This is a genomic window from Cupriavidus sp. CER-90, from assembly GCF_057652055.1.
In genome coordinates, this window is the sequence record NZ_JBYGYM010000001.1 from 1,978,402 (window position 1) to 1,997,396 (window position 18,995).

17 protein-coding genes are annotated in these 18,995 nt (G+C 66.0%); 11 read left to right on the forward strand and 6 right to left on the reverse strand.

Annotated elements, in window-relative coordinates; all coding sequences use genetic code 11:
• Window positions 1-6 precede the first annotated feature (6 nt).
• Window positions 7-363, forward strand: a complete 357-nt coding sequence (locus AC24R4_RS08780) for a cytochrome C oxidase subunit IV family protein (RefSeq protein WP_153949198.1) — start codon at window positions 7-9, stop codon at window positions 361-363.
• Between the two features lie 50 nt (window positions 364-413).
• Complete coding sequence (locus AC24R4_RS08785; RefSeq protein WP_487522752.1) at window positions 414-1,607, forward strand: DUF2252 family protein; 1,194 nt, start codon at window positions 414-416, stop codon at window positions 1,605-1,607.
• An 87-nt stretch (window positions 1,608-1,694) separates the two neighbouring features.
• Here the strand turns inward: AC24R4_RS08785 and AC24R4_RS08790 are convergent, their stop codons facing one another.
• Entirely contained in the window at window positions 1,695-3,125 is a 1,431-nt protein-coding gene (locus tag AC24R4_RS08790) for an NAD-dependent succinate-semialdehyde dehydrogenase (RefSeq protein ID WP_400395831.1), read from the reverse strand.
• 260 nt (window positions 3,126-3,385) lie between these two features.
• Here AC24R4_RS08790 and AC24R4_RS08795 point away from each other — a divergent pair, with 260 nt between their 5' ends.
• From AC24R4_RS08795 to AC24R4_RS08810, 4 genes are all read left to right on the forward strand, one after another.
• Window positions 3,386-4,843: an MATE family efflux transporter gene (locus AC24R4_RS08795; protein WP_487522753.1), complete on the forward strand. Its 1,458-nt coding sequence runs from the start codon at window positions 3,386-3,388 to the stop codon at window positions 4,841-4,843.
• 424 nt (window positions 4,844-5,267) lie between these two features.
• The gene (locus AC24R4_RS08800; protein ID WP_153949202.1) at window positions 5,268-5,729 is read left to right on the forward strand and encodes a tripartite tricarboxylate transporter TctB family protein; all 462 of its coding nucleotides are present in this window, start codon (window positions 5,268-5,270) and stop codon (window positions 5,727-5,729) included.
• Between the two features lie 13 nt (window positions 5,730-5,742).
• Window positions 5,743-7,245 carry a tripartite tricarboxylate transporter permease gene (locus AC24R4_RS08805; RefSeq protein ID WP_400396206.1) on the forward strand — a complete coding sequence of 501 codons (1,503 nt, stop codon included), beginning with the start codon at window positions 5,743-5,745 and terminating at the stop codon, window positions 7,243-7,245.
• Between the two features lie 185 nt (window positions 7,246-7,430).
• Entirely contained in the window at window positions 7,431-7,730 is a 300-nt protein-coding gene (locus AC24R4_RS08810) for a helix-turn-helix transcriptional regulator (protein WP_400396205.1), read from the forward strand.
• 328 nt (window positions 7,731-8,058) lie between these two features.
• On the opposite strand, the gene AC24R4_RS08815 is transcribed toward AC24R4_RS08810, so the two are convergent.
• From AC24R4_RS08815 to AC24R4_RS08830, 4 genes are all read right to left on the reverse strand, one after another.
• Complete coding sequence (locus AC24R4_RS08815; RefSeq protein WP_487522754.1) at window positions 8,059-8,850, reverse strand: DUF4397 domain-containing protein; 792 nt, start codon at window positions 8,848-8,850, stop codon at window positions 8,059-8,061.
• 350 nt (window positions 8,851-9,200) lie between these two features.
• Entirely contained in the window at window positions 9,201-11,204 is a 2,004-nt protein-coding gene (locus AC24R4_RS08820) for a protein-L-isoaspartate(D-aspartate) O-methyltransferase (RefSeq protein ID WP_487522755.1), read from the reverse strand.
• A gap of 161 nt (window positions 11,205-11,365) precedes the next feature.
• A complete protein-coding gene (locus AC24R4_RS08825) occupies window positions 11,366-11,797 on the reverse strand; it encodes a PRC-barrel domain-containing protein (RefSeq protein ID WP_487522756.1) in 432 nt (143 codons plus the stop codon).
• Between the two features lie 101 nt (window positions 11,798-11,898).
• On the reverse strand, window positions 11,899-12,453 hold the full coding sequence (locus tag AC24R4_RS08830) for a BON domain-containing protein (protein WP_487522757.1): 555 nt from the start codon (window positions 12,451-12,453) through the stop codon (window positions 11,899-11,901).
• Between the two features lie 340 nt (window positions 12,454-12,793).
• On the opposite strand from AC24R4_RS08830, the gene AC24R4_RS08835 reads away from it, so the two are divergent.
• The 5 genes from AC24R4_RS08835 (at window position 12,794) to AC24R4_RS08855 (ending at window position 16,666) form a co-directional block, all read left to right on the forward strand.
• On the forward strand, window positions 12,794-13,405 hold the full coding sequence (locus AC24R4_RS08835; protein ID WP_487522758.1) for a hypothetical protein: 612 nt from the start codon (window positions 12,794-12,796) through the stop codon (window positions 13,403-13,405).
• A 21-nt stretch (window positions 13,406-13,426) separates the two neighbouring features.
• The gene (gene budC, locus AC24R4_RS08840; RefSeq protein WP_487522759.1) at window positions 13,427-14,188 is read left to right on the forward strand and encodes a meso-2,3-butanediol dehydrogenase; all 762 of its coding nucleotides are present in this window, start codon (window positions 13,427-13,429) and stop codon (window positions 14,186-14,188) included.
• 8 nt (window positions 14,189-14,196) lie between these two features.
• Entirely contained in the window at window positions 14,197-15,306 is a 1,110-nt protein-coding gene (locus AC24R4_RS08845) for a flavodoxin family protein (protein ID WP_487522760.1), read from the forward strand.
• 72 nt (window positions 15,307-15,378) lie between these two features.
• Window positions 15,379-16,029 carry a BON domain-containing protein gene (locus AC24R4_RS08850; protein ID WP_487522761.1) on the forward strand — a complete coding sequence of 217 codons (651 nt, stop codon included), beginning with the start codon at window positions 15,379-15,381 and terminating at the stop codon, window positions 16,027-16,029.
• Window positions 16,030-16,045: 16 nt separating this feature from the next.
• The gene (locus AC24R4_RS08855) at window positions 16,046-16,666 is read left to right on the forward strand and encodes a UdgX family uracil-DNA binding protein (protein WP_487522762.1); all 621 of its coding nucleotides are present in this window, start codon (window positions 16,046-16,048) and stop codon (window positions 16,664-16,666) included.
• Window positions 16,667-16,704: 38 nt separating this feature from the next.
• Here the strand turns inward: AC24R4_RS08855 and AC24R4_RS08860 are convergent, their stop codons facing one another.
• A complete protein-coding gene (locus AC24R4_RS08860) occupies window positions 16,705-18,951 on the reverse strand; it encodes a catalase (protein WP_487522763.1) in 2,247 nt (748 codons plus the stop codon).
• Window positions 18,952-18,995 lie beyond the last annotated feature (44 nt).

An 18,995-nucleotide genomic window follows, 5' to 3' on the forward strand; every position in this document is an offset into this window, starting at 1 on the left:
CGCATCATGGCATCGACACCAACCCAAGCGGCGCCGCACGGCGAACCGGCCCAGGAGCACGGGGGGCAATCGCATTCGATCAAGCTGTACCTGAAGGTGTGGCTGCTGCTGTTCGTGCTGTCCACCATGTCGTACATGGTGGACTACTTCAACCTGACCGGGTACCTGCGCTGGTTCCTGCTTCTGCTGTTCATGTTGCTCAAGGCGGGGCTGATCGTCGCCGTGTTCATGCACATGGCGTGGGAACGGCTGGCGCTGATCTGCGCGATCCTGTTGCCGCCGCTGTGCCTGCTGGTGCTGGTATGGCTCATGGCTGCGGAAGCGGATTACACTTTCCTGACCCGCGGCGTGTTCTTCCGCTAGCGTCCCCATGCTGGCGGCGGGCGCCGCGACGTTTCCCAGGGACCTCGCACATGCACGCCGTCACCGAAAGCATCCTGCTCTACAACCATGGCCGCGACCCGGACCGGCTCACCATGAAGCTGGCCGCCATCGCGGCGGAGCCGTTCGCCTTCTTCCGGGGCACCAACCATCTCTACGCGGCGTCGCTGCGGGCCGAGATCGGGCTGGATGCGCCACGCACCTATGTCTGCGGCGACCTGCACGTGGAGAATTTCGGATCGTTCAAGGGCGACAACGGGCTGGTGTACTTCGACCTGAACGATTTCGACGACGCGCTGGTGGCACCATTTACCGTGGACGCCGTGCGCATGCTGTCGAGCGTGCTGGTGGCCGCACACCAGTACGGGCTGTCCGAAGCGGACGCCCACGTGGCCTGCGCCAACATGCTCGGCGAATACACCCATACGCTGCGCACCGGCAAGCCGCGCTGGATCGAACGGGCGACGGCAACCGGGCTGGTGGCCACGCTGCTGCGCCAGGTGAAACGCCGCCGCCGCGGGGCGCTGCTGGCGGCGCGCACCACGCTGCGTGGCGGGCGCAGGCGGCTCAATCTTGACCGGCGGGCGCTGCGGGCCGAACGTGGTGCGCGCGAACGGGCGGCGCATATCCTGACCCTCTACTCGCAGCAGGAGCATCACGGTCATCGCTTTGTTGCCGAAGATGCCGCCCGCCGCGTGGCCGGCGTGGGCAGCCTGGGGCTGGAACGCTACGTCGTGCTGGCGCACGACACGCAATTCCCGACGTCGCAACGACTTATCGATATCAAGCGCGCAGCGCCCAGCGCCTGGCTGGATTTGCAGCGCCACCAGCCGCACTGGAGCAACGACGCGCAGCGCGTGGTGACGACCCAGCAGATCATGCAGGCGGCCTCGCCGGCGCTGCTGTCATATGTCGCGCTAGGCAGGCGCGAGTCGTTTGTCGTCAAGAGCCTGCAGCCGACCACCGATCGCGTGGACCTGGCGCATTGCCGTGACAAGGCGGCATTGGTCGATGTGCTGGCCTGCATGGCACGCGCGGCTGCCTGGGCCCATCTGCGTGGCTGCGGCCATCAGGCGGCGGACCGGATCGAGAAACTGCAGGATTTCGCCGCGGGCGGGCGCTGGCAGTCGATGGCGCTACGGCTGGCCCGGCACGGCCGCGACGTGTCGCTGGCGCAGTGGAAGACGTATGCGGAGGACTACCGGAAGGCCAGGGGCGGAAAGTAGGGCCCGGGGGCTGTGAACAACAGGGGAGAACAGCAAGGGCAAGGCGGGAGGCGCCCCTCTCCCGGTGGAGAGGGGCCGGACCAGCGCTTAGACCTGCGTAATAAACTTCGTCACGAGGTAGCCGTCGAAGGTCTCCTGGCCGCCTTCGCTGCCGATGCCGGAATCCTTGATGCCGCCGAACGGCGTTTCAGACAGCGCCATGCCGAAGTGGTTGATATTGACCATGCCGGCTTCCAGGCCGTTCGATACCTGGTGGGCCGTCTTCAGCGAGTTCGTGAACACGTACGAGGCCAGGCCAAACGGCAGGCTGTTGGCGCGGCGCAGTACTTCCTCGGTGTCCTTGAAGCGGGTCACCGGCGCGACCGGGCCGAACGGCTCGTCCACCATCAGCTTGGCGTCGTCGGGCAGATCGGTCACCACGGTGGGGGCGAAGAAGAAGCCCTTGTCGCCGATGCGCGAGCCGCCGGCCACGATCTTGCCGCCACGATGGCCGGCATCGTCCAGGAACTGTTCCATCGAGGCGATGCGGCGCTCGTGCGCCAGCGGGCCCATTTGCGTACCGTCGTCCAGGCCGTTGCCGACCTTGATCGATCCGATCACCTCGGTAAAGCGCGCCAGGAAGCGGTCATATGCCTTTTCCTGGACGTAGAAGCGCGTCGGGGACACGCACACCTGGCCGGCGTTGCGCAGCTTGAAGCGGGCCAGCATCTCGGCGGCCGGCTCGATGTCGGCGTCATCGAACACCAGAACCGGCGAATGGCCGCCCAGTTCCATCGTCACGCGCTTCATGTGGGCGCCGGCCATGGCCGCCAGCTGCTTGCCCACCGGCACCGAGCCCGTGAACGAGATCTTGCGCACGATCGGCGACTCGATCAGGTAAGTGGACACTTCGCTCGGCACGCCCCAGACGATGTTCAGCACGCCCGGGGGCAGGCCTGCATCGTGGAACAGGCGCGCCAGCGCCACCACGGCGCTGGGCGAATCCTCGGGGCCCTTCAGGATCAGCGTGCAACCGGCGCCGATGGCTGCCACGATCTTGCGGATGGCCTGGTTGAACGGGAAATTCCACGGCGTGAACGCGGCGCAGACGCCGATCGGCTCGCGCACTACGATCTGACGCACATTGGGGTTGCGCGGCGGAATCACGCGGCCGTAGATGCGGCGGCATTCCTCGGCGTGCCATTCCGCGTGTTCGGCGCAGATGGTGACTTCGGCCACGGCTTCGGCCAGCGGCTTGCCCTGGTCCAGCGTGATATCGCGGCCGATTTCCTTGGCGCGGGTGCGGGTCAGTTCGGCCACGCGGCGCAGAATGGCCGAGCGTTCCAGCGGTGACGTTTTCTTCCACGTCTCGAAAGCACGCTGCGCGGCGGCCAGCGCGCGGTCCAGGTCGGCCTTGCTGGCGTGGGGCAGCTTGCCCAGCAGTTCCTGGGTGGCCGGGTTGATGACGTCCTGCTCGCGCCGGTCGCCTCCCTTGACAAATTCTCCATCGATGTAGAGGGCGAGATCCTGGTACGCCATGCGTGTCTCCTGTACGGGTTGGGACGGCCGGCCGGCGGCCGCGAACGATCGGTCGGAAAGCCGCAAGCTTAACGCGTCGCGGCTAAATGCGCATAGAGATCATGGGTGGTCGATAATCGCCCGGTGCGTGTCAGCGCAATGCCGGTGGCAGGGCGGCGGGCCGCGATCTAGACTGGCGGGTCCGTCGCCCGCTCCCGACTCATCCAACCCCGCCGCGCTGGTCCTTTTTTTGCTGCAGTGCGGAAAAAACAGATTCCCCTATGAAGCCCGATGCCAGACTGACCACCGGCCCGATTGGCCGGACGCTGCTGATGTTTTCGCTGCCTGTGCTGGGCAGCAACATCCTCCAGTCGCTGAACGCCTCGATCAATTCCGTGTGGGTGGGCCGCTATCTGGGCGAGGCGGCACTGACCGCCACGTCCAACGCCAACATCATCTTGTTCTTTCTGCTGGGCGTGGTGTTCGGCATCAGCATGGCCAATACGATCATGATCGGCCAGGCCATCGGGGCACGGGATATCGACGAGGCGCGCCGGGTGGTGGGCACCAGCACCACGTTCTTCGTGGGCATGTCCGTGCTGGCAGCCGCGCTGGGGTTCGTGTTCACTCCGCAGATCCTGGCGGCGATGCAGACGCCGCACGATGCCGCGCCACTGGCCGTCATCTACCTGCGCATCATCTTTGTCGCGCTGCCGTTCATGTACTTCTACAACTTCGTGATGATGACGCTGCGCGGCGCCGGCGACTCGCGCACGCCGTTCTATTTCATGCTGCTGTCGGCGGTGCTCGACGTGGTGCTGAATCCGGTGCTGATCTTCGGCGTCGGGCCGCTGCCCGCGCTGGGCATTGCCGGATCGGCGCTGGCCACGCTGATCGCCCAGCTGACCAGCCTGGTGGCGATGATCGTGCTGCTCTACCGGCGCAAGCATTTCCTGCTGCTGCACCGGACGCAACTGGCGCTGCTGAAGCCCGATACGGCCATCCTCAGGGCGCTGGTGGCCAAGGGCCTGCCGATGGGCCTGCAGATGGTGGTGATCTCGTCGTCGGCCATCGTGATGATGTCGCTGGTCAACGGCTACGGGTCACAGACCACTGCCGCCTACGGCGTGGCGTCGCAGTTGTGGACCTACGTGCAGATGCCGGCGCTCGCGGTGGGCGCCAGTGTGTCGTCGATGGTGGCGCAGAACGTGGGCGCGGGCCTGTGGGCGCGCGTGTCGCGCATCACGCAGGTGGGCCTGCTGTTCAACGTGCTGATGACGGGCGCGCTCGTGGCGCTGGTCTACCTGTTCAACCGCCATTCGCTCGGCCTCTTTCTGGGCGACGACAGCGTGGCCATCGAGATCGCCCAACACATCAACCGCGTGGTGCTCTGGTCGTTCATCCTGTTCGGCTTCACGATCGTGGTGTTCGGCACGGTGCGGGCAACCGGTGCGGTGATGGCGCCGCTGGTCATCCTGTTCATCTCGATGTGGGTGATCCGGCTGCCGTTCGCCTGGGGGCTGGCCGGTCATATCGGGGCCGAATCGATCTGGTGGAGCTTTCCGCTCGGTTCGGTGGTGTCGGTGGCGCTGGCCTTCCCGTACTACCGTTTCGGCAACTGGAAGCGCAGCCATATCCTGCCCGCTACGCCGCAACCCGAAGCGGTGGGGCAAGCGCCCGACACGAGCATGGGATGTCCGTGCGAGGACGTCGACGCGGGTGCCGAAGCGGTCCGCTGAAGAAAAAGACGCATGCACACATGCAGCAGGCCGTCCGCATGACCACACATAGGATTTCCACGGCCCGCGGCCCGATGCATCTGTAAGCCAGTCGAAAGCTGCGCGGCACCCGGACGCCGCGCGGCCGCTTCACTGCGCAATCTTTCCTTTCATTCGTCTTACCACGCTGCCTTTCAGTTGGCTTGCATCGATGCCGTCGTTGCAGGCCTTTTACATCACGATGTGATGTATTGCGGCAGGGTGCCCGCTGAAGTGGGGATCGGGAAATACCCTAAACCCCAGACAAATGAAAGGCGGCTGAAAGTTCCTATTTTTATCGTTCGCCCCATCGCGTCGAACGTGTCCACACTCGCGCGTTCGCAGCGTGGCGTGCCAGAGCCGGTGAACCACGCGTACCGCTTTCACAACTTTGAGGAGAATCGTTTTGCGCATACGCAGCCAAAAGGACTTTGCCTCCGGCCTGATGTTCGTTCTGGTCGGCCTGGGCTTTTCCTTCGTCGCTCGCGGCTATTCCATGGGAACTGCCGCCAAGATGGGCCCCGGATATTTTCCGTTCCTGCTCGGGCTCGTGCTTGCACTGCTGGGCGCGGTCGTGACGATCGGGGCCCTGTCGTCCAAGGGTGAGCAAGACCAGCTCGCCCGCTGGGACCTGAAGATCCTGTTGTGGATTCTCGGTTCCGTCGTGCTGTTCGGCCTGCTGCTCAAGCCGCTCGGCATGGTGTTGTCGGTGTTCGTGCTGGTGATCGTGTCGTCGATGGCCAGCCATGAGTTCAGCTGGAAGGGCGCGCTGCTCAACAGCGTCGTGCTCGTGCTGATCAGCATGGGCGCGTTCGTGTACGGCATCAACCTGCAGATGCCGGTGTGGCCTGCCTTCATCACCGGCTAAGGAGTCGCCTCAAATGGAATTGTTTGAACACCTTGCCTTGGGCTTTTCCACGGCACTGACGCTGCAAAACCTGGCGTACGCGTTTCTGGGCTGCGTGCTGGGTACGCTGATCGGCGTGCTGCCGGGCCTTGGGCCCCTGGCCACCATCGCCATGCTGCTGCCGGTGACGTACTCGCTGCCGCCGGTCGCTGCACTGATCATGCTGGCCGGTATCTACTACGGCGCGCAGTACGGTGGTTCCACCACCGCCATCCTGGTGAACCTGCCCGGTGAATCGTCGTCCGTGGTGACCACCATCGATGGCTACCAGATGGCACGGCGCGGGCGCGCCGGTGTGGCGCTGGCCACTGCCGGTCTCGGTTCGTTCTTCGCCGGTTGCGTGGCCACGCTGATCCTGGCGGCCTTCGCCACCCCGCTGTCGGAACTGGCGTTCAAATTCGGCCCGGCCGAGTACTTCTCGCTGATGGTGCTGGGCCTGATCGGTGCCGTGGTGCTGGCGTCGGGTTCGCTGCCGAAAGCTGTGGCGATGATCGTGCTGGGTCTGCTGATGGGTCTGATCGGTACCGACGTGAACTCGGGCGCTGCGCGCTTCTCGTTCGACGTGCCTGAACTGACCGACGGCATCGACTTCGTGGCGCTGGCCATGGGTATGTTCGGCTTTGCGGAAATCATCGCGAACCTGGAACAGAAGGAAGCCCGCGAGACGTTCACGAACAAGGTGACGAACCTGTTCCCGACCAGGGAAGACTTCAAACGCATGATTCCCGCCGTGCTGCGTGGCACGATGCTGGGTTCGGCGCTGGGTATCCTGCCGGGCGGCGGTGCGGCACTGGCTTCGTTTGCAGCCTACTCGCTGGAAAAGAAGACCTCGAAGTACGCACACGAGTTCGGCAAGGGCGCCATCGAAGGCGTGGCAGGTCCGGAATCGGCCAACAATGCCGCGGCACAGACGTCGTTCATCCCGCTGCTGACGCTGGGTATCCCGCCGAACGCCGTGATGGCGCTGATGGTCGGTGCGATGACCATCCACAACATCCAGCCGGGCCCGCAGGTGATGACCAGCAACCCGTCGCTGTTCTGGGGCCTGATCGCCTCGATGTGGATCGGCAACCTGATGCTGATCATCCTGAACCTGCCGATGATCGGTATCTGGGTGAAGCTGCTGACCGTGCCGTATCGCTTCCTGTACCCGGCCATCCTGACGTTCTGCTGCATCGGCGTGTACTCGGTCAACAACCAGACCTTCGACGTGTTCATGGCAGCCGCCTTCGGTGTGATCGGCTACCTGTTCCTGAAGCTCAAGTGCGAACCGGCGCCGCTGCTGCTGGGCTTCGTGCTGGGACCGATGATGGAGGAAAACTTCCGCCGTACGCTGCTGCTGTCGCGTGGCGAGTTCACGGTGTTCTTCACCCGTCCGCTGTCCGTGGGCCTGCTGATTGCCGCAGCCGCCCTGGTGGCCGTGGTGGCGCTGCCGTCGATCAAGGCGAAGCGCGAAGAAGCGTTCCAGGAAGAATAACGCTCCGTGGCGTTCCTGAACGATCGCGCCGCCCAGGCGGCGCGACACTAGCAAGCTTTCGGGGTGCCACTGCGTGCACCCCGTTTTTTTGGCATTCAAGACGATGAGGGCCTGGCTGCGCAAGCAGTCTCGGGCTGCGCATGATGATTAGACTTACCGCACCTCTGGCTGCGTCACCTGCGCCTATGAAACCGCCTTCGCTCGACCGGATCGTTTCCCGGCTGTACATCCTCAAGCTGGTGCAGGCCAGCCCATCCACGGTGTTCAACCTGATGGAGCGCCTTCGCGAACGTGGCATCGACAAGAACATTCGTGCCTTGCGGCCCGTGCTGCGCAGCCTGATGATGGCCCGCGCGATTACCGCCGAGCTGGTGGAGGGCAACGGTCGCGTGTACACGATCACCGACCAGGGCCGCGCCGAGCTGGACAGCTACCTGTCGCACCTTGCGGTGCTCAAGGACGAGGCCGGCATCGGCAAGGACTGATCGGGACGGACCCGCCGGGATAGACGGCGCGTCACACCGACCATCCCGGGCCGCCTGCGCGGCGCCCGCGCGGGGCGCCACATGCGCGCTAGTTCTTCTTGAAGGCGGCGTTCAGCATCACCCTGTCCACCACCCGCGTGCCAGCGCCATTCACCGCGTGGACGTCGAGCAGTTTCAGCGCATCCGCCATCTTGTACTCGCTTTAAGCAGCCGTCGATATCGCGTGACACGGGCGGGTAGATTGAACCTCGCTGCCCCATGAAAAAACGCCCCGATGCCGCAAGGGCATCGGGGCGTCGCTACCGGAAGCGCTGGCGCAGGCTTGGCGTTACTGCGACGAAGTCTGTGTCACAAGTTCCTGGGCAGTCGCATTGTTGGTGTTGCTTTGGGCCACCAGCACCTTGATCTTGTTCGGCACCACGGCGCCAAAGCCATCGGCCGGGATCGTGGTAATCAGCCAGTCGGCGTTCTTGCTGATGGTCAGCGCGCCCGAGTCGAAGATCACGTTCTTGGTGCCCGCGGTGGTGATGCGCAGGCGATAGGTGCCGCCGTCCACATATTGCGAATCCTGGCCCGATGCCGGTACGGCGGCCTTGTACTGCACCGATGCCATGTTCGGCGACACCGAGTTCAGATCCACAGCGGGCGTGGTCAGGTACACGTCGATGTTCTGCGCGTTGATCGACGCATTGAAGGTCCGCACGCGCGCCGATGTATCAAGCAGCCCCTTGCCATACGGATCGTCGATCTGCGCCACGTCGGCGGTCGTGGTGCCGGGCAGCGCGATCACGGTGTACTTGTGCCCTGTGTGAGCATCCACGGTGGCCGAGCCGATCTGCGTCGACGTGCCCGTCAGATTGAACGCGAACAGATTGTTGCCGGTGGAGACGTCGAAGTAGCCCGACACTGTCTTGTACGGGATGTTCGTCAACGATGTCTTCGCGCCATTCTGCAGCACGTCGACATTGGGACCTGCCGTGACTGCATGGATCACGCGCACCGCCGGCTTGCTGACGCCGATACGGTCATCGATGCCGTCGTCGCCACCGCCGCAAGCCGCCAGTACGGCGGTCGTTGCCAGCGCCAGTCCCAAAATGATCCTTTTCCTGAATTGCGTCATGCTTTCACCTCGTTTCCGTTTGAAGTTCAGGGAGCGAGCCAGACATGCCTGCAACGACAGAATCCGCGGCACCGATATAGCGGTGCGTACCAAGTAAGATCCGTCGTTGCGGGCGATGCGCGCCGCGCTCGGCAATCGTTGATGCGGGTTGCAGCTGGCAGCCTTGTGTCATTGCGCTTGCCGTGATGACACGATAGGCATCCGGCCACAGGCGAAACAGACGCGGGGCTCCGAAATGGCTGTCGGAGGAATCCGACAATTTGGTTGCAAAGCTGACACAAGCACGTACGTTTCAAACGCTGGGCGATGTCGCGCCCGATCCATGCATCCGCCGGTGTGCGGGGGACGCGCTAGAGGCCGAACGGCCACGTCTCGGGCATGCCCATAGCCAGTGTCTGGGCCACAGGCAAGGGCGTGACGGCCGAGGTCTCCTCGAACCAGACCCACCCGTCGAACTGTTCTGGCAGCACCGCCCGTGCATAGTGGCTGACCAGTTCGGTTTCGGGACGGTAGATGACGCCGATAAACCGCTCCTGCTGCGGCGTCATCAATGCCGCGCGCAACGCCGCGCTGGCGGACGCCACGTTGGCGCGCAAATCCACGAAAGCGCGCGGCACCCCGGCTTCATGGGCGACGAAGCCGTAGCTGTCGGTCCGGGCTGGCAGCACGCGCTTGACCTCCATCGGGCCGTCCCAATCGGAGGCCGCCGCCACAGTGCCGGTATAGGTGTCCTGGCCGATCAACGCTGCGCGGGTTCCAAAACGCTCGCGGCACAGTTGCCCGATGTTCAGTTCCTGGCGGTCGATGCCCATGGCGGTGGCTGCCGCATTGCCAATATGCGAGTTGTGAGCCCAGACCACCGCCTTGGCGTGCTGGCCGTGGGCGTCGAGCAGGCGGGTGAGGGCATCGAACATGTGGGTGTCACGCAGGTTCCAGCTGGCGGCGGCACCGTAGTACATCAGCCGATAGTACTGTTCGGCCGACGCAACGAGCCGCGCGTTCTGGGCCGCGTCGAAGTAGTCCTCGAAGCCGTGGGAGCCGTAGTCGATGCGTTGGGCCAGCAGCGACTGCAATTGCGCGATCACGGCGTCTTCGCATGCCGAGTATGCGCCTGACAGGACCGCGCGACCGTAGACGGCGGGCTGCTGCCGCCAGGGGTCCAGGCAGGCGTAGCGTTGCCGCGCCTCGGCCGCCGCTGCGGGGTCGATCCTGTCGAGGTAGGCCAGCACCGACGCCATCGACGCCTTCATGCTGTACAGGTCCAGCCCGAAAAAGCCCGCCTGGTCTGGCGCGGGGCGCTGCGCGTTGTAGCCGCGCAGCCATTGCACGAACGCTGCCACCTCCTGGTTGCGCCACATCCATGTGGGAAAGCGCGAGAACGGCGCGAACGCTTCGATGCCGCTGCCGGCCTGGTTGTCCGACGGAGGCGGCCGCTGGCGCACATGGCGGTCGATGGCAGCGGCGTCGGGCCAGTCCGCTTCCACGGCGACGATCGTGAAGCCGTGTCGTTCGATGAGCCGCTGCGTGGCGCGGGCGCGGGCGCGATAGAACTCCGACGTGCCGTGCGATGACTCGCCCAGCAACACCACCCGGCAATCGCGGAAACGGTCGATCCAATCGGCAAAGTCGGGGGCGTCGATATCGGGAAGCGGGATCGCCGCATCGGCGAACGCCCGCGCAGCGGGGCGCATGTTGCCCGCGCGAGGGTCCTCCCATCCTTGCTCGCCGATCAGCGGCACGAACATGACCTGCGCGAGCTCGTCGCGCGTAAGGCGTCCATCGGTCTCGCGAACGATCCGCACCAGCGTTTGCTGCGAATGCAGGGCGCCCAGCGGCATGATCAACGTGCCGCCCGGTGCCAGCTGCTCGATCCATGCGTCCGGGATGCGGGGGCCTCCGGCCGTGGCGATGATGGCGTCATACGGTGCGCCCGCGGGCCAGCCGCGCGTGCCGTCCGCAATGTGAATCTCCACGTTCGATATGCCCAGCGCCGCGAGCCTTTCGGCCGCGGCGTTCGCCAGCGCACCGTGCCGTTCCACAGAGATAACGTGGGCCGCGACGCGCGCGGTCACAGCGGCCGAATAGCCCGACCCTGTGCCGATCTCCAGCACGCGCGCAGTGGGCGACAAGCGCGCTGCTTCAATCATGCGGGCGACGATATAGGGCTGGGAGATCGTCTGGCCCTGTCCGATGCCAAGCGGCGCATCGTCATAGGCGCTCGGCGTGGCCGCCTCGGGCACGAACTGCTCGCGCGGTACGTCGCCCATGGCTTGCAGCACACGGGCATCCACGATGCCGCGCCGGCGTAGCTGCAGCGCCACCATGTTTTGGCGGCGATCAGCGGGGGTATCCATTCGGTGCTGCGGACAATGCGGCGGCTGCCGCGCCGGCTTTTGAATCACCGGCTTGTAAGGCGTGCAGTCGCGGGTAGATACGCGCCGCCGCCGACGCCGCGCACCCGTGCGGTACGAGTGCGCGATGGCAGTCGGCGCGACGCGTCATCCGGTGGCGAAGGTCAGACGGGGCCGCCCACATTGGTCCAGTACGGGTCGCGGCCGTAATACTGGTGGACGGTGGTGGCCCACTGCGGATCGGCCATTCTCGGCCAGCTGTCCTTGTTGAAGCCGGGGGCGTTCTTGATGCGGTCGGCGGTCATTCCAAGCCGGAAGCACTTTGCGTCGGTGTCCATGACCAGCGCGCTCCACGGAATCGCATGCAGCGTATCGCCAATGCCGAGAAAACCGCCAGTCGTCAGCACGGCGTATGCGACGCGCCCGCTTTGAACGTCGATCATGATCTCCTTGATCTCGCCCACGTGCTCACCATCGGACGCGTAGACCTTGGTGTCGTCGAGGCTCGACGCGGCCATGACTTCGGGGCCGGGGCCTTCGCCCACGCCCGAACCGACAATGCCGGCGCCCTGGGAGGATGAGAGATTGGATGCCATTGCAGTCTCCTGTGATGTGCCATCGGAAATCACCGTGGCGCAACAAGCGTGCCCGTCGATGTCGCTGGCGCCGACTGCCGCTTGCGTCGCCCGGCGACTGCTTATCCGCTGACGGCCAGTTCCAGCTGGTTGCGGATCTCATGGGACGGCAGGCATTCCTGCGCCACGTGTCCGATCCGGGCTTTCGTTTGCGCGTCGTGCACGTGGCCGGTCAACACGCAGACGCCGTCCGAGATCGTTGCCTTGACGGTGCCGGGATCGACCCACTGGGCCAGGCGCTCGTCCAGCACCTCGCGCTGCTGGATGGCGCTGCGGGGTGCGATGGCCTGCATGTCGACATTGTCGTACTGGCCGAGCGAAGCGGGCCCGGGCAACGGTCGGGTGGATTCGGCCATCGTGGGCGGCGCGGCCTGGCGCGGCGCGGTGCCATACATGCCGTGCTGTTCGATGCCGGCCGGTTCCGTCGTGCCGCACGGCGAATAGCGGGGCGTGGGAGCGTTGTCCAGATGCGCGGGCATGGCCTGCTCGTACTGGCGCTTTCGATGGTCGTCGCTTACGCCGCTGTGGCCGCCATAGCGATGGTTCGTCAGCGGCGCGCTGGTTTCGGGGCTGGCCGGGTTCTCCAGCTGCACGCCTTCCGGTGTCGTGTCGCTCATGGTTGCGCTCCTCGTGCATGGGTTGCGAAAAGCTTTAGTCGACGCATCGACCGTGCCAGCCCCCAAAGGCGCGACGCAGCGCACGGATGCAGCCGTTGCACGTACATCTGACGACCGGGCGGAGATTTTTACTATCCGTCGGTGACTACCCGTCGGACTATTGCGGCACCGCACGCGCCACATGCCGGGACGCTGCGTTCCCGGCCCCGGCGGGTGAAGGCAGGTGGCGCAAACGCGGGATCTGCCGCTTGAAGGCACGGCGTGCCGGAGCGGCCCGTCACCCGGCATGGCCGTTGCGAGGATCGTGCAGATCTTTCGTCCACCGATTGGGAGAACAGGCATGAAACCAGGCAAGCTGATCGCGATGACAGCAGTCGTGCTGTGCACGGGCGCCGCATATGCGCAGACAGGCACCGGCGTGGGTGCAGGGGGCACCAGTGGCGGCGCCGGTTCGACGTCGCCCGGCGCGACGACCGTGCCGGGCGGTACCGGCTCCAACGCTGCTGGAAACCAGGCGGGCCAGCGCGGCCGCGCCAATCCGTCGAACTCGGGCAATCCATATGGCGCGCCGAATACGCGCCCGGGTACGGGGCCCACTGACAGCAGCAACTATGGCAGCGCGACGCCGTCCCCGGGCATGCCTGGGACGCCGGGGACACCAGGTACCGTGGGCAGGCCCGGCACACCGGGAACGCCCGGCACGCCGGGCACTCCCGGCAGGCCCGGTACTTCCAGCGTGAACCCTGGCGACGGCAGGACCGATACGCCGACTGGCCTGCCACCGGGAACCGGCGTGGCGCCGGGCGGACGCGTGCCGGGCGGCAGCGCGGGAAGTGGCACGACGGGTGGCGCCACGGGCACCGGCACCATGGGTGGCGGCACCTCGGGCGGCGGGATGGGCGGCACCGCGGGTGGCGGCGCGGCGGGCGGCGCCGGCGGTGGCGCGCGGTAATCGGCACCGGGGAGGCAAACCATGAACCGGTTCCAGGACAAGGTTGTGATCGTGACAGGTGCGGGCTCGGGCATCGGCGCAGCGGCCGCGCGCAGGTTTGCATCGGAGGGTGCGGCCGTGGTGCTGGCAGGGCGCACACGCGACAAGCTCGAACGGGTGGCCAGCGATTTGCCGAACGCGCAACGCCTCGTACAGGTGACTGATGTGAGCCAGCTCGACCAGGTGGAAGCCCTGGTCCGCGCCGCAGTGGATCGCTTCGGCAAACTCGATGTCATGGTCAACAACGCCGGTGTGGCGCCTGAAGGCCGTGCGACCGAAGCCAGTGTGGAGGATTGGCGCGCGGTCATGGCGACCGACCTCGACGGGGTGTTCTTCGGCGCACGGGCCGCATTGCCGCATCTGATCCGCACCAAGGGCTGCATCGTCAATACCGCCTCGGTGTCGGGGCTTGGCGCCGACTGGAAGCTCTGCTTCTACAACGCGGCCAAGGGCGGCGTGGTCAATCTGACGCGCGCGCTGGCGCTGGACTATGGCCGCGATGGCGTGCGCATCAACGCGGTGTGCCCCACGCTGACGCGCACCGACCTGACCGTCGACATGTTCAAGGACGAGGCGCTGCTCGACAAGTTTCGCGAGCGCATCGCGCTGGGACGCACGGCGGAGCCGGACGATATTGCCGGGGCGATTGCCTTTCTGGCCAGCGACGATGCGCGCTACATCACGGGCGTGAACCTGCCCGTGGATGGCGGCCTGAGCGCGTCGAACGGCCAGCCGCCGCAGTAACCGGCGCGATGGCGGACAAGCAACGGCCGGACCCCCACGCAGAGGCCGCGCAGGACGTGCGCAAGGGGCAGGTCACGGCACCGATGCCGCGCGAGGTGTTCCGCGAACGCTTTCGCGCCCGGTTCTATGACCCGGCCTTCCGGACCGAGGACGCCGCGATCGACCGGCTGGAAGCCATCGCCTGGGATGCCTACCGCGAGGGGCGCAAGGCACCCGTGACCGCGAAGGCAGGCCCCGGTGCGGCCGATCCGGACTACGACCTGTCCGTCGAATGGCGCCAGTCGCGCGATGCCGTGCGCGATGCGCAGCGCGAGCATGACGATCCTGCCAGCCCCTCGCGTGTGCTGCTGGTGGTTGGCGCGGCCAGGAATGACTACACCTGTCCCGGCGAGATCTCCAAATCGTGGCGCCTGGCCGGCATCGCCCGGGCAAGGATGGAAGCCCTGCGGATGACCGTCGACACGCTGGACCTGAGCCTGCTGACGTCCGATCCGGACCGGCATATCCACCCCTGCAAGGGGTGTGTCTCCACGTCGATGCCGCTTTGTCACTGGCCATGCAGTTGCTATCCGAACCACTCGCTGGGCCAGGTCAATGACTGGATGGCAGAGATCTATCCGCGCTGGGCCCGCGCGCATGGCGTGCTGATCGTGACGCCGACCTACTGGTATCAGGTAGCAAGTCCGCTGAAGCTGATGATGGACCGGCTGGTCTGCGCCGATGGCGGCAACCCCGATCCCAGCAGCACGCATGGCAAGAAGGTGCCCGAAGCCAAGGCGCTGGAACTGCAGGGCTGGGACTATCCCAAGCACCTCGCGGGCCGCGTCTTCGGCGTGGTGGTGCACGGTGACGTGGCGGGCATCGAAGGCGTGCGCCGGTCGCTGTCCGACTGGCTGAATTGGATGGGACTGCTCGAAGCGGGCCCCCAGGCACAACTGGACCGCTTTATCGGGTACTACGCGCCCTATGCCACGTCGCACCGGGCGCTCGACGCGGATATTGGCGTGCAGAAGGAAGTCGAGAATGCCGCCGCTGCCGTGGCGCAGGCGGTCACATTGCGCCGGCAGGGCAGGTTGCCCGCCGTGGGCGAAGACCTGAAGCCACCGCGTCCGAAGTAATCGGCCAGGCTCCAGGGCCCACGGCACGCTTCTTGCGCCAGCCACGATATCGGCAACCATGAGGAGCGGATCATGTTCGACTTTTTGCGCCGACACAGGCATGACCCTGCCGGTGACGAAGCCACGCGCGATGCGGCACGCGATACCGGCCCGCAGCGCCGCGAGTCCCGTGCGTCGTCCGGCGCCGAGAGCTGGCGTGCGAAGGCGCACCGCGACCGCGACCAGCGCCAGGACGAACCCGGCTATGGCGGTGCCGGCTACTTTGGCAACAGCGACAGCGGTGGCCAGTCATTCAACGGTGCCCAGCGCGTGTATCCCGGCGATCCCGGCTACCGCGCGCATCCCACGCAACCGGTCAATTCCGCGCGTATCGGCGCGGCGCGCCATGCCGGCCCGAAAAACTACCAGCGCGCCGACGACCTGATCCGTGACGAAATCTGCGAGCGGCTGACCCTGCACGATGGCGTCGACGTGTCAGAGGTGTCGGTCGAGGTGGCGGCCGGCGTCGTGACCCTGTCGGGCATGGTCGAGGACCGCTATGAAAAGCGCCTGATCGAGGATATCGCCGATGATGTGTTCGGGGTGCAGGACGTCGAAAACCGCATCCGCGTGCAGCGTCGCGACGATCTCCACGACCGCCGCGACGGCGGGGTCGATAACGGTGCCGCGTCCGGGCCATCGGCATCCACGGAGCCCTCGGAGCGAACCCTGAACCTGAGCTGACGATACGGGCCTGCGCATGGCGGCGAAGCGAGACATCCCGATTGCCGATGCGGCGCACCTGAATGCCTGTCGGCGCTGCGACCTCTGGCACGACGCCACCCAGGCCGTGCCGGGCAAGGGTCCTGCGCACGCGCCGCTGATGCTGGTCGGCGAGCAGCCCGGCAACGACGAGGACCTCCAGGGCGAAGCCTTTGTCGGGCCCGCGGGGCGCCTGCTGGACGAGGCGTTGGCGCGGGCCGGCGTGCTGCGCAGCGCCGTCTACGTGACCAATGCCGTCAAGCATTTCAAGTTCGAACTGCGCGGCAAGCGCCGCATGCACAAGACGCCTGGGCAGCTTGAAGTCGAGGCCTGCCACCTGTGGCTGGAACGGGAAATCGCGCAGGTGCGCCCCAAGACCATCGTGGCGCTGGGCGCTACCGCCGCCGGGTCGGTATTGCACCGGAAGCGCGTGACGCTGTCGGAACTGATGCGCGCGCCTGTTGCGTGCGACGACATGCTGGTGGTCGTGACGTACCACCCCTCGTTCGCCTTGCGCCAGCGATCGTCAGAGGCGCGCGACGCGGCGCTCGACAAGATTGTGGCGAGCCTGCGCCAAGCCGCTCGCCTGGCCCATCTGGACGCCGCGCATAGAGGCTGACCAGGCCGGATGCAGCGCCGGCCGGTCAGCCGCACCGCCTACGCCGGAATCTTCATCGCATCGGGCCGTTGCCACCAGCGGTGCTGGCCCACCGCGTCGAGAAACGCCTGATGGGTCTTGGCATCCTCGCTTTTGCCGATCACCAGGCCAGGCCCCGCAAAGCCGCCCTGTATGCCGGCGCGCCGCGCGGCTTCGGCCACCAGCATTGCGCCGCTACCGCCGGCACCCACCGCTTTGAAGTGCTTGTAGGCCTCGCTGACGAACAGCAGCGCGCGCGGATCGGGATCGGCCGGCGGGTTCTTGCCGTCTGGCACGTAGACCGCATCGAACAGCACCGAGCCGACGGACGCCAGTGCATAGTCCACCGGCAGCGCGGCGCCGCCTGCCGTGGTCACGCTGCTGGCGCGCGGGCCGACGATCTTCGCGCTGGCGCGCAGCCCTTCGGCCAGCGATTGCAGCGACTGGATCGCGGCATCGTCCACGCCGTCGTTGACCAGCACCGCGATCTTGCGGCCGGTGATGTCGCCCTTGGGTTGCGCGTCGAGGCTCAGCGCAGGCGATGTCTGCACGCCATAGTCGTTGATCTGCACCGCCGGCCCGACCGGCTCCACGGCGATGCCCAGCTGCAGCGCCACGCCGTCCGCCAGCTCCTGCGCGATATGCACGATCTGCCCCACCACGCGCGAGCGGATGGCCGGGTCCTGCACCTTGGACAGCTCGAAGCTGTAGGCGTCAATGATCTGCTGCTTTTCCACGTCGGACTGGCTGCGCCAGAACAGGTTGGCCTGCGAGAAGTGATCGGCAAACGTATTGCTGCGCACGCGCGCCTTGACCGCGCCATCTTCGGCCGGCGCCGGATAGTGGCGGTACGCGTCCTTGTCGCCGGCCAGGAACGGGCAGCCGCCGCTGACCGAGTTTGGCTGATAGCTTTCCTTGCCCTGCACCACCGTCTGCCGCATGAACCCGTCGCGCTGGTTGTTGTGGACCGGGCATAGCGGGCGATTGATCGGCAGCTCGTGGAAGTTGGGACCGCCCAGCCGGGTGATCTGCGTGTCGATGTACGAAAACAGGCGCGCCTGCAGCAGCGGATCGTTGGTGAAGTCCATGCCGGGCAGCAGATGCCCCGGGTGAAACGCCACCTGTTCGGTCTCGGCGAAGAAGTTGTCCGGGTTGCGGTTCAGCACCATCCGCCCGATGCGCTTCACGGGCACCAGTTCCTCGGGGATGATCTTGGTCGGGTCCTGCAGGTCGAAGCCCAGCTTGAGCATGTCGGTCTCGGGCACCAGCTGCACGCCGAACTCGTATTCGGGGTACTGGCCCATCTCGATCGATTCCCAGAGGTCGCGCCGGTGGAAGTCGGGGTCCTTGCCATTGATCTTCAGCGCCTCGTCCCAGATCAGCGAATGGGCGCCGCACACGGGTTTCCAGTGATACTTGACCAGCGTGGCGTCGCCCCGGGCATTGATGAGCCGGAACGTGTGGACGCCAAAGCCCTCCATGGTGCGGAAGCTGCGCGGAATGGCGCGGCCCGACATCGTCCATAGCACCATGTGCATCGATTCGGGCTGCAGCGAGACAAAATCCCAGAACGTGTCATGGGCCGACGCCGCCTGCGGAATCTCGTTATGCGGCTCCGGCTTCACCGAATGCACGAAGTCCGGAAACTTGATGCCGTCCTGGATGAAGAATACGGGGATGTTGTTGCCCACCAGGTCGAAGTTGCCCTGGCGTGTATAGAACTTGGTGGCAAAGCCGCGCACGTCGCGCGCCAGGTCGGCGGAGCCGCGCGAGCCAGCCACCGTCGAGAACCGCACGAAGACCGGCGTCTTTTCTCCGACGCGGGTGAACAGTTCGGCCGTCGTGTAGTCCTCGATGGACTCGGTCAGCTCGAAATAGCCGTGCGCTGCCGCACCGCGCGCATGGACCACCCGCTCGGGGATGCGTTCGTGGTCGAAGTGCGTAATCTTTTCACGCAGGTGGAAATCTTCCAGCAGCGTGGGGCCCCGCAAACCGAGCTTCAGCGAGTCGTCATCCTCGGGAATCTGCAGGCCCTGGTTGGTGGTCAGCGTCTTGCCGGCATTCGATACGACGTTGCCGACGCTGGGCGATCCCAGCCGCTCGGGGCGGCCGGAAAGCCGGTCAGCCACGGCTTTCTCGTAGGTGCCGTCCTGATTGCTGCCGGATGCGCGGTCCTGGCTGGGATTGTCGCCGGAGTGCTGGGGCGTGGTCTGGCCCGTAGGCACGGTCGTCGCTGATGTTGGCTTTGGTGGGGACTGATCGGGCATGACGGCGCCTCCTTTGCGTTCCATGACGTATGGGGAAACCGTTT

Bases quoted from the DNA above. Each gene is read 5' to 3' on its own strand.
- AC24R4_RS08780 (WP_153949198.1), top strand. From the start codon at position 7: ATGGCATCGACACCAACCCAAGCGGCGCCGCACGGCGAACCGGCCCAG.
- AC24R4_RS08785 (WP_487522752.1), top strand. From the start codon at position 414: ATGCACGCCGTCACCGAAAGCATCCTGCTCTACAACCATGGCCGCGAC.
- AC24R4_RS08790 (WP_400395831.1), bottom strand. From the start codon at position 3,125: ATGGCGTACCAGGATCTCGCCCTCTACATCGATGGAGAATTTGTCAAG.
- AC24R4_RS08795 (WP_487522753.1), top strand. From the start codon at position 3,386: ATGAAGCCCGATGCCAGACTGACCACCGGCCCGATTGGCCGGACGCTG.
- AC24R4_RS08805 (WP_400396206.1), top strand. From the start codon at position 5,743: ATGGAATTGTTTGAACACCTTGCCTTGGGCTTTTCCACGGCACTGACG.
- AC24R4_RS08810 (WP_400396205.1), top strand. From the start codon at position 7,431: ATGAAACCGCCTTCGCTCGACCGGATCGTTTCCCGGCTGTACATCCTC.
- AC24R4_RS08815 (WP_487522754.1), bottom strand. From the start codon at position 8,850: ATGACGCAATTCAGGAAAAGGATCATTTTGGGACTGGCGCTGGCAACG.
- AC24R4_RS08820 (WP_487522755.1), bottom strand. From the start codon at position 11,204: ATGGATACCCCCGCTGATCGCCGCCAAAACATGGTGGCGCTGCAGCTA.
- AC24R4_RS08825 (WP_487522756.1), bottom strand. From the start codon at position 11,797: ATGGCATCCAATCTCTCATCCTCCCAGGGCGCCGGCATTGTCGGTTCG.
- AC24R4_RS08830 (WP_487522757.1), bottom strand. From the start codon at position 12,453: ATGAGCGACACGACACCGGAAGGCGTGCAGCTGGAGAACCCGGCCAGC.
- AC24R4_RS08835 (WP_487522758.1), top strand. From the start codon at position 12,794: ATGAAACCAGGCAAGCTGATCGCGATGACAGCAGTCGTGCTGTGCACG.
- budC (WP_487522759.1), top strand. From the start codon at position 13,427: ATGAACCGGTTCCAGGACAAGGTTGTGATCGTGACAGGTGCGGGCTCG.
- AC24R4_RS08845 (WP_487522760.1), top strand. From the start codon at position 14,197: ATGGCGGACAAGCAACGGCCGGACCCCCACGCAGAGGCCGCGCAGGAC.
- AC24R4_RS08850 (WP_487522761.1), top strand. From the start codon at position 15,379: ATGTTCGACTTTTTGCGCCGACACAGGCATGACCCTGCCGGTGACGAA.
- AC24R4_RS08855 (WP_487522762.1), top strand. From the start codon at position 16,046: ATGGCGGCGAAGCGAGACATCCCGATTGCCGATGCGGCGCACCTGAAT.
- AC24R4_RS08860 (WP_487522763.1), bottom strand. From the start codon at position 18,951: ATGCCCGATCAGTCCCCACCAAAGCCAACATCAGCGACGACCGTGCCT.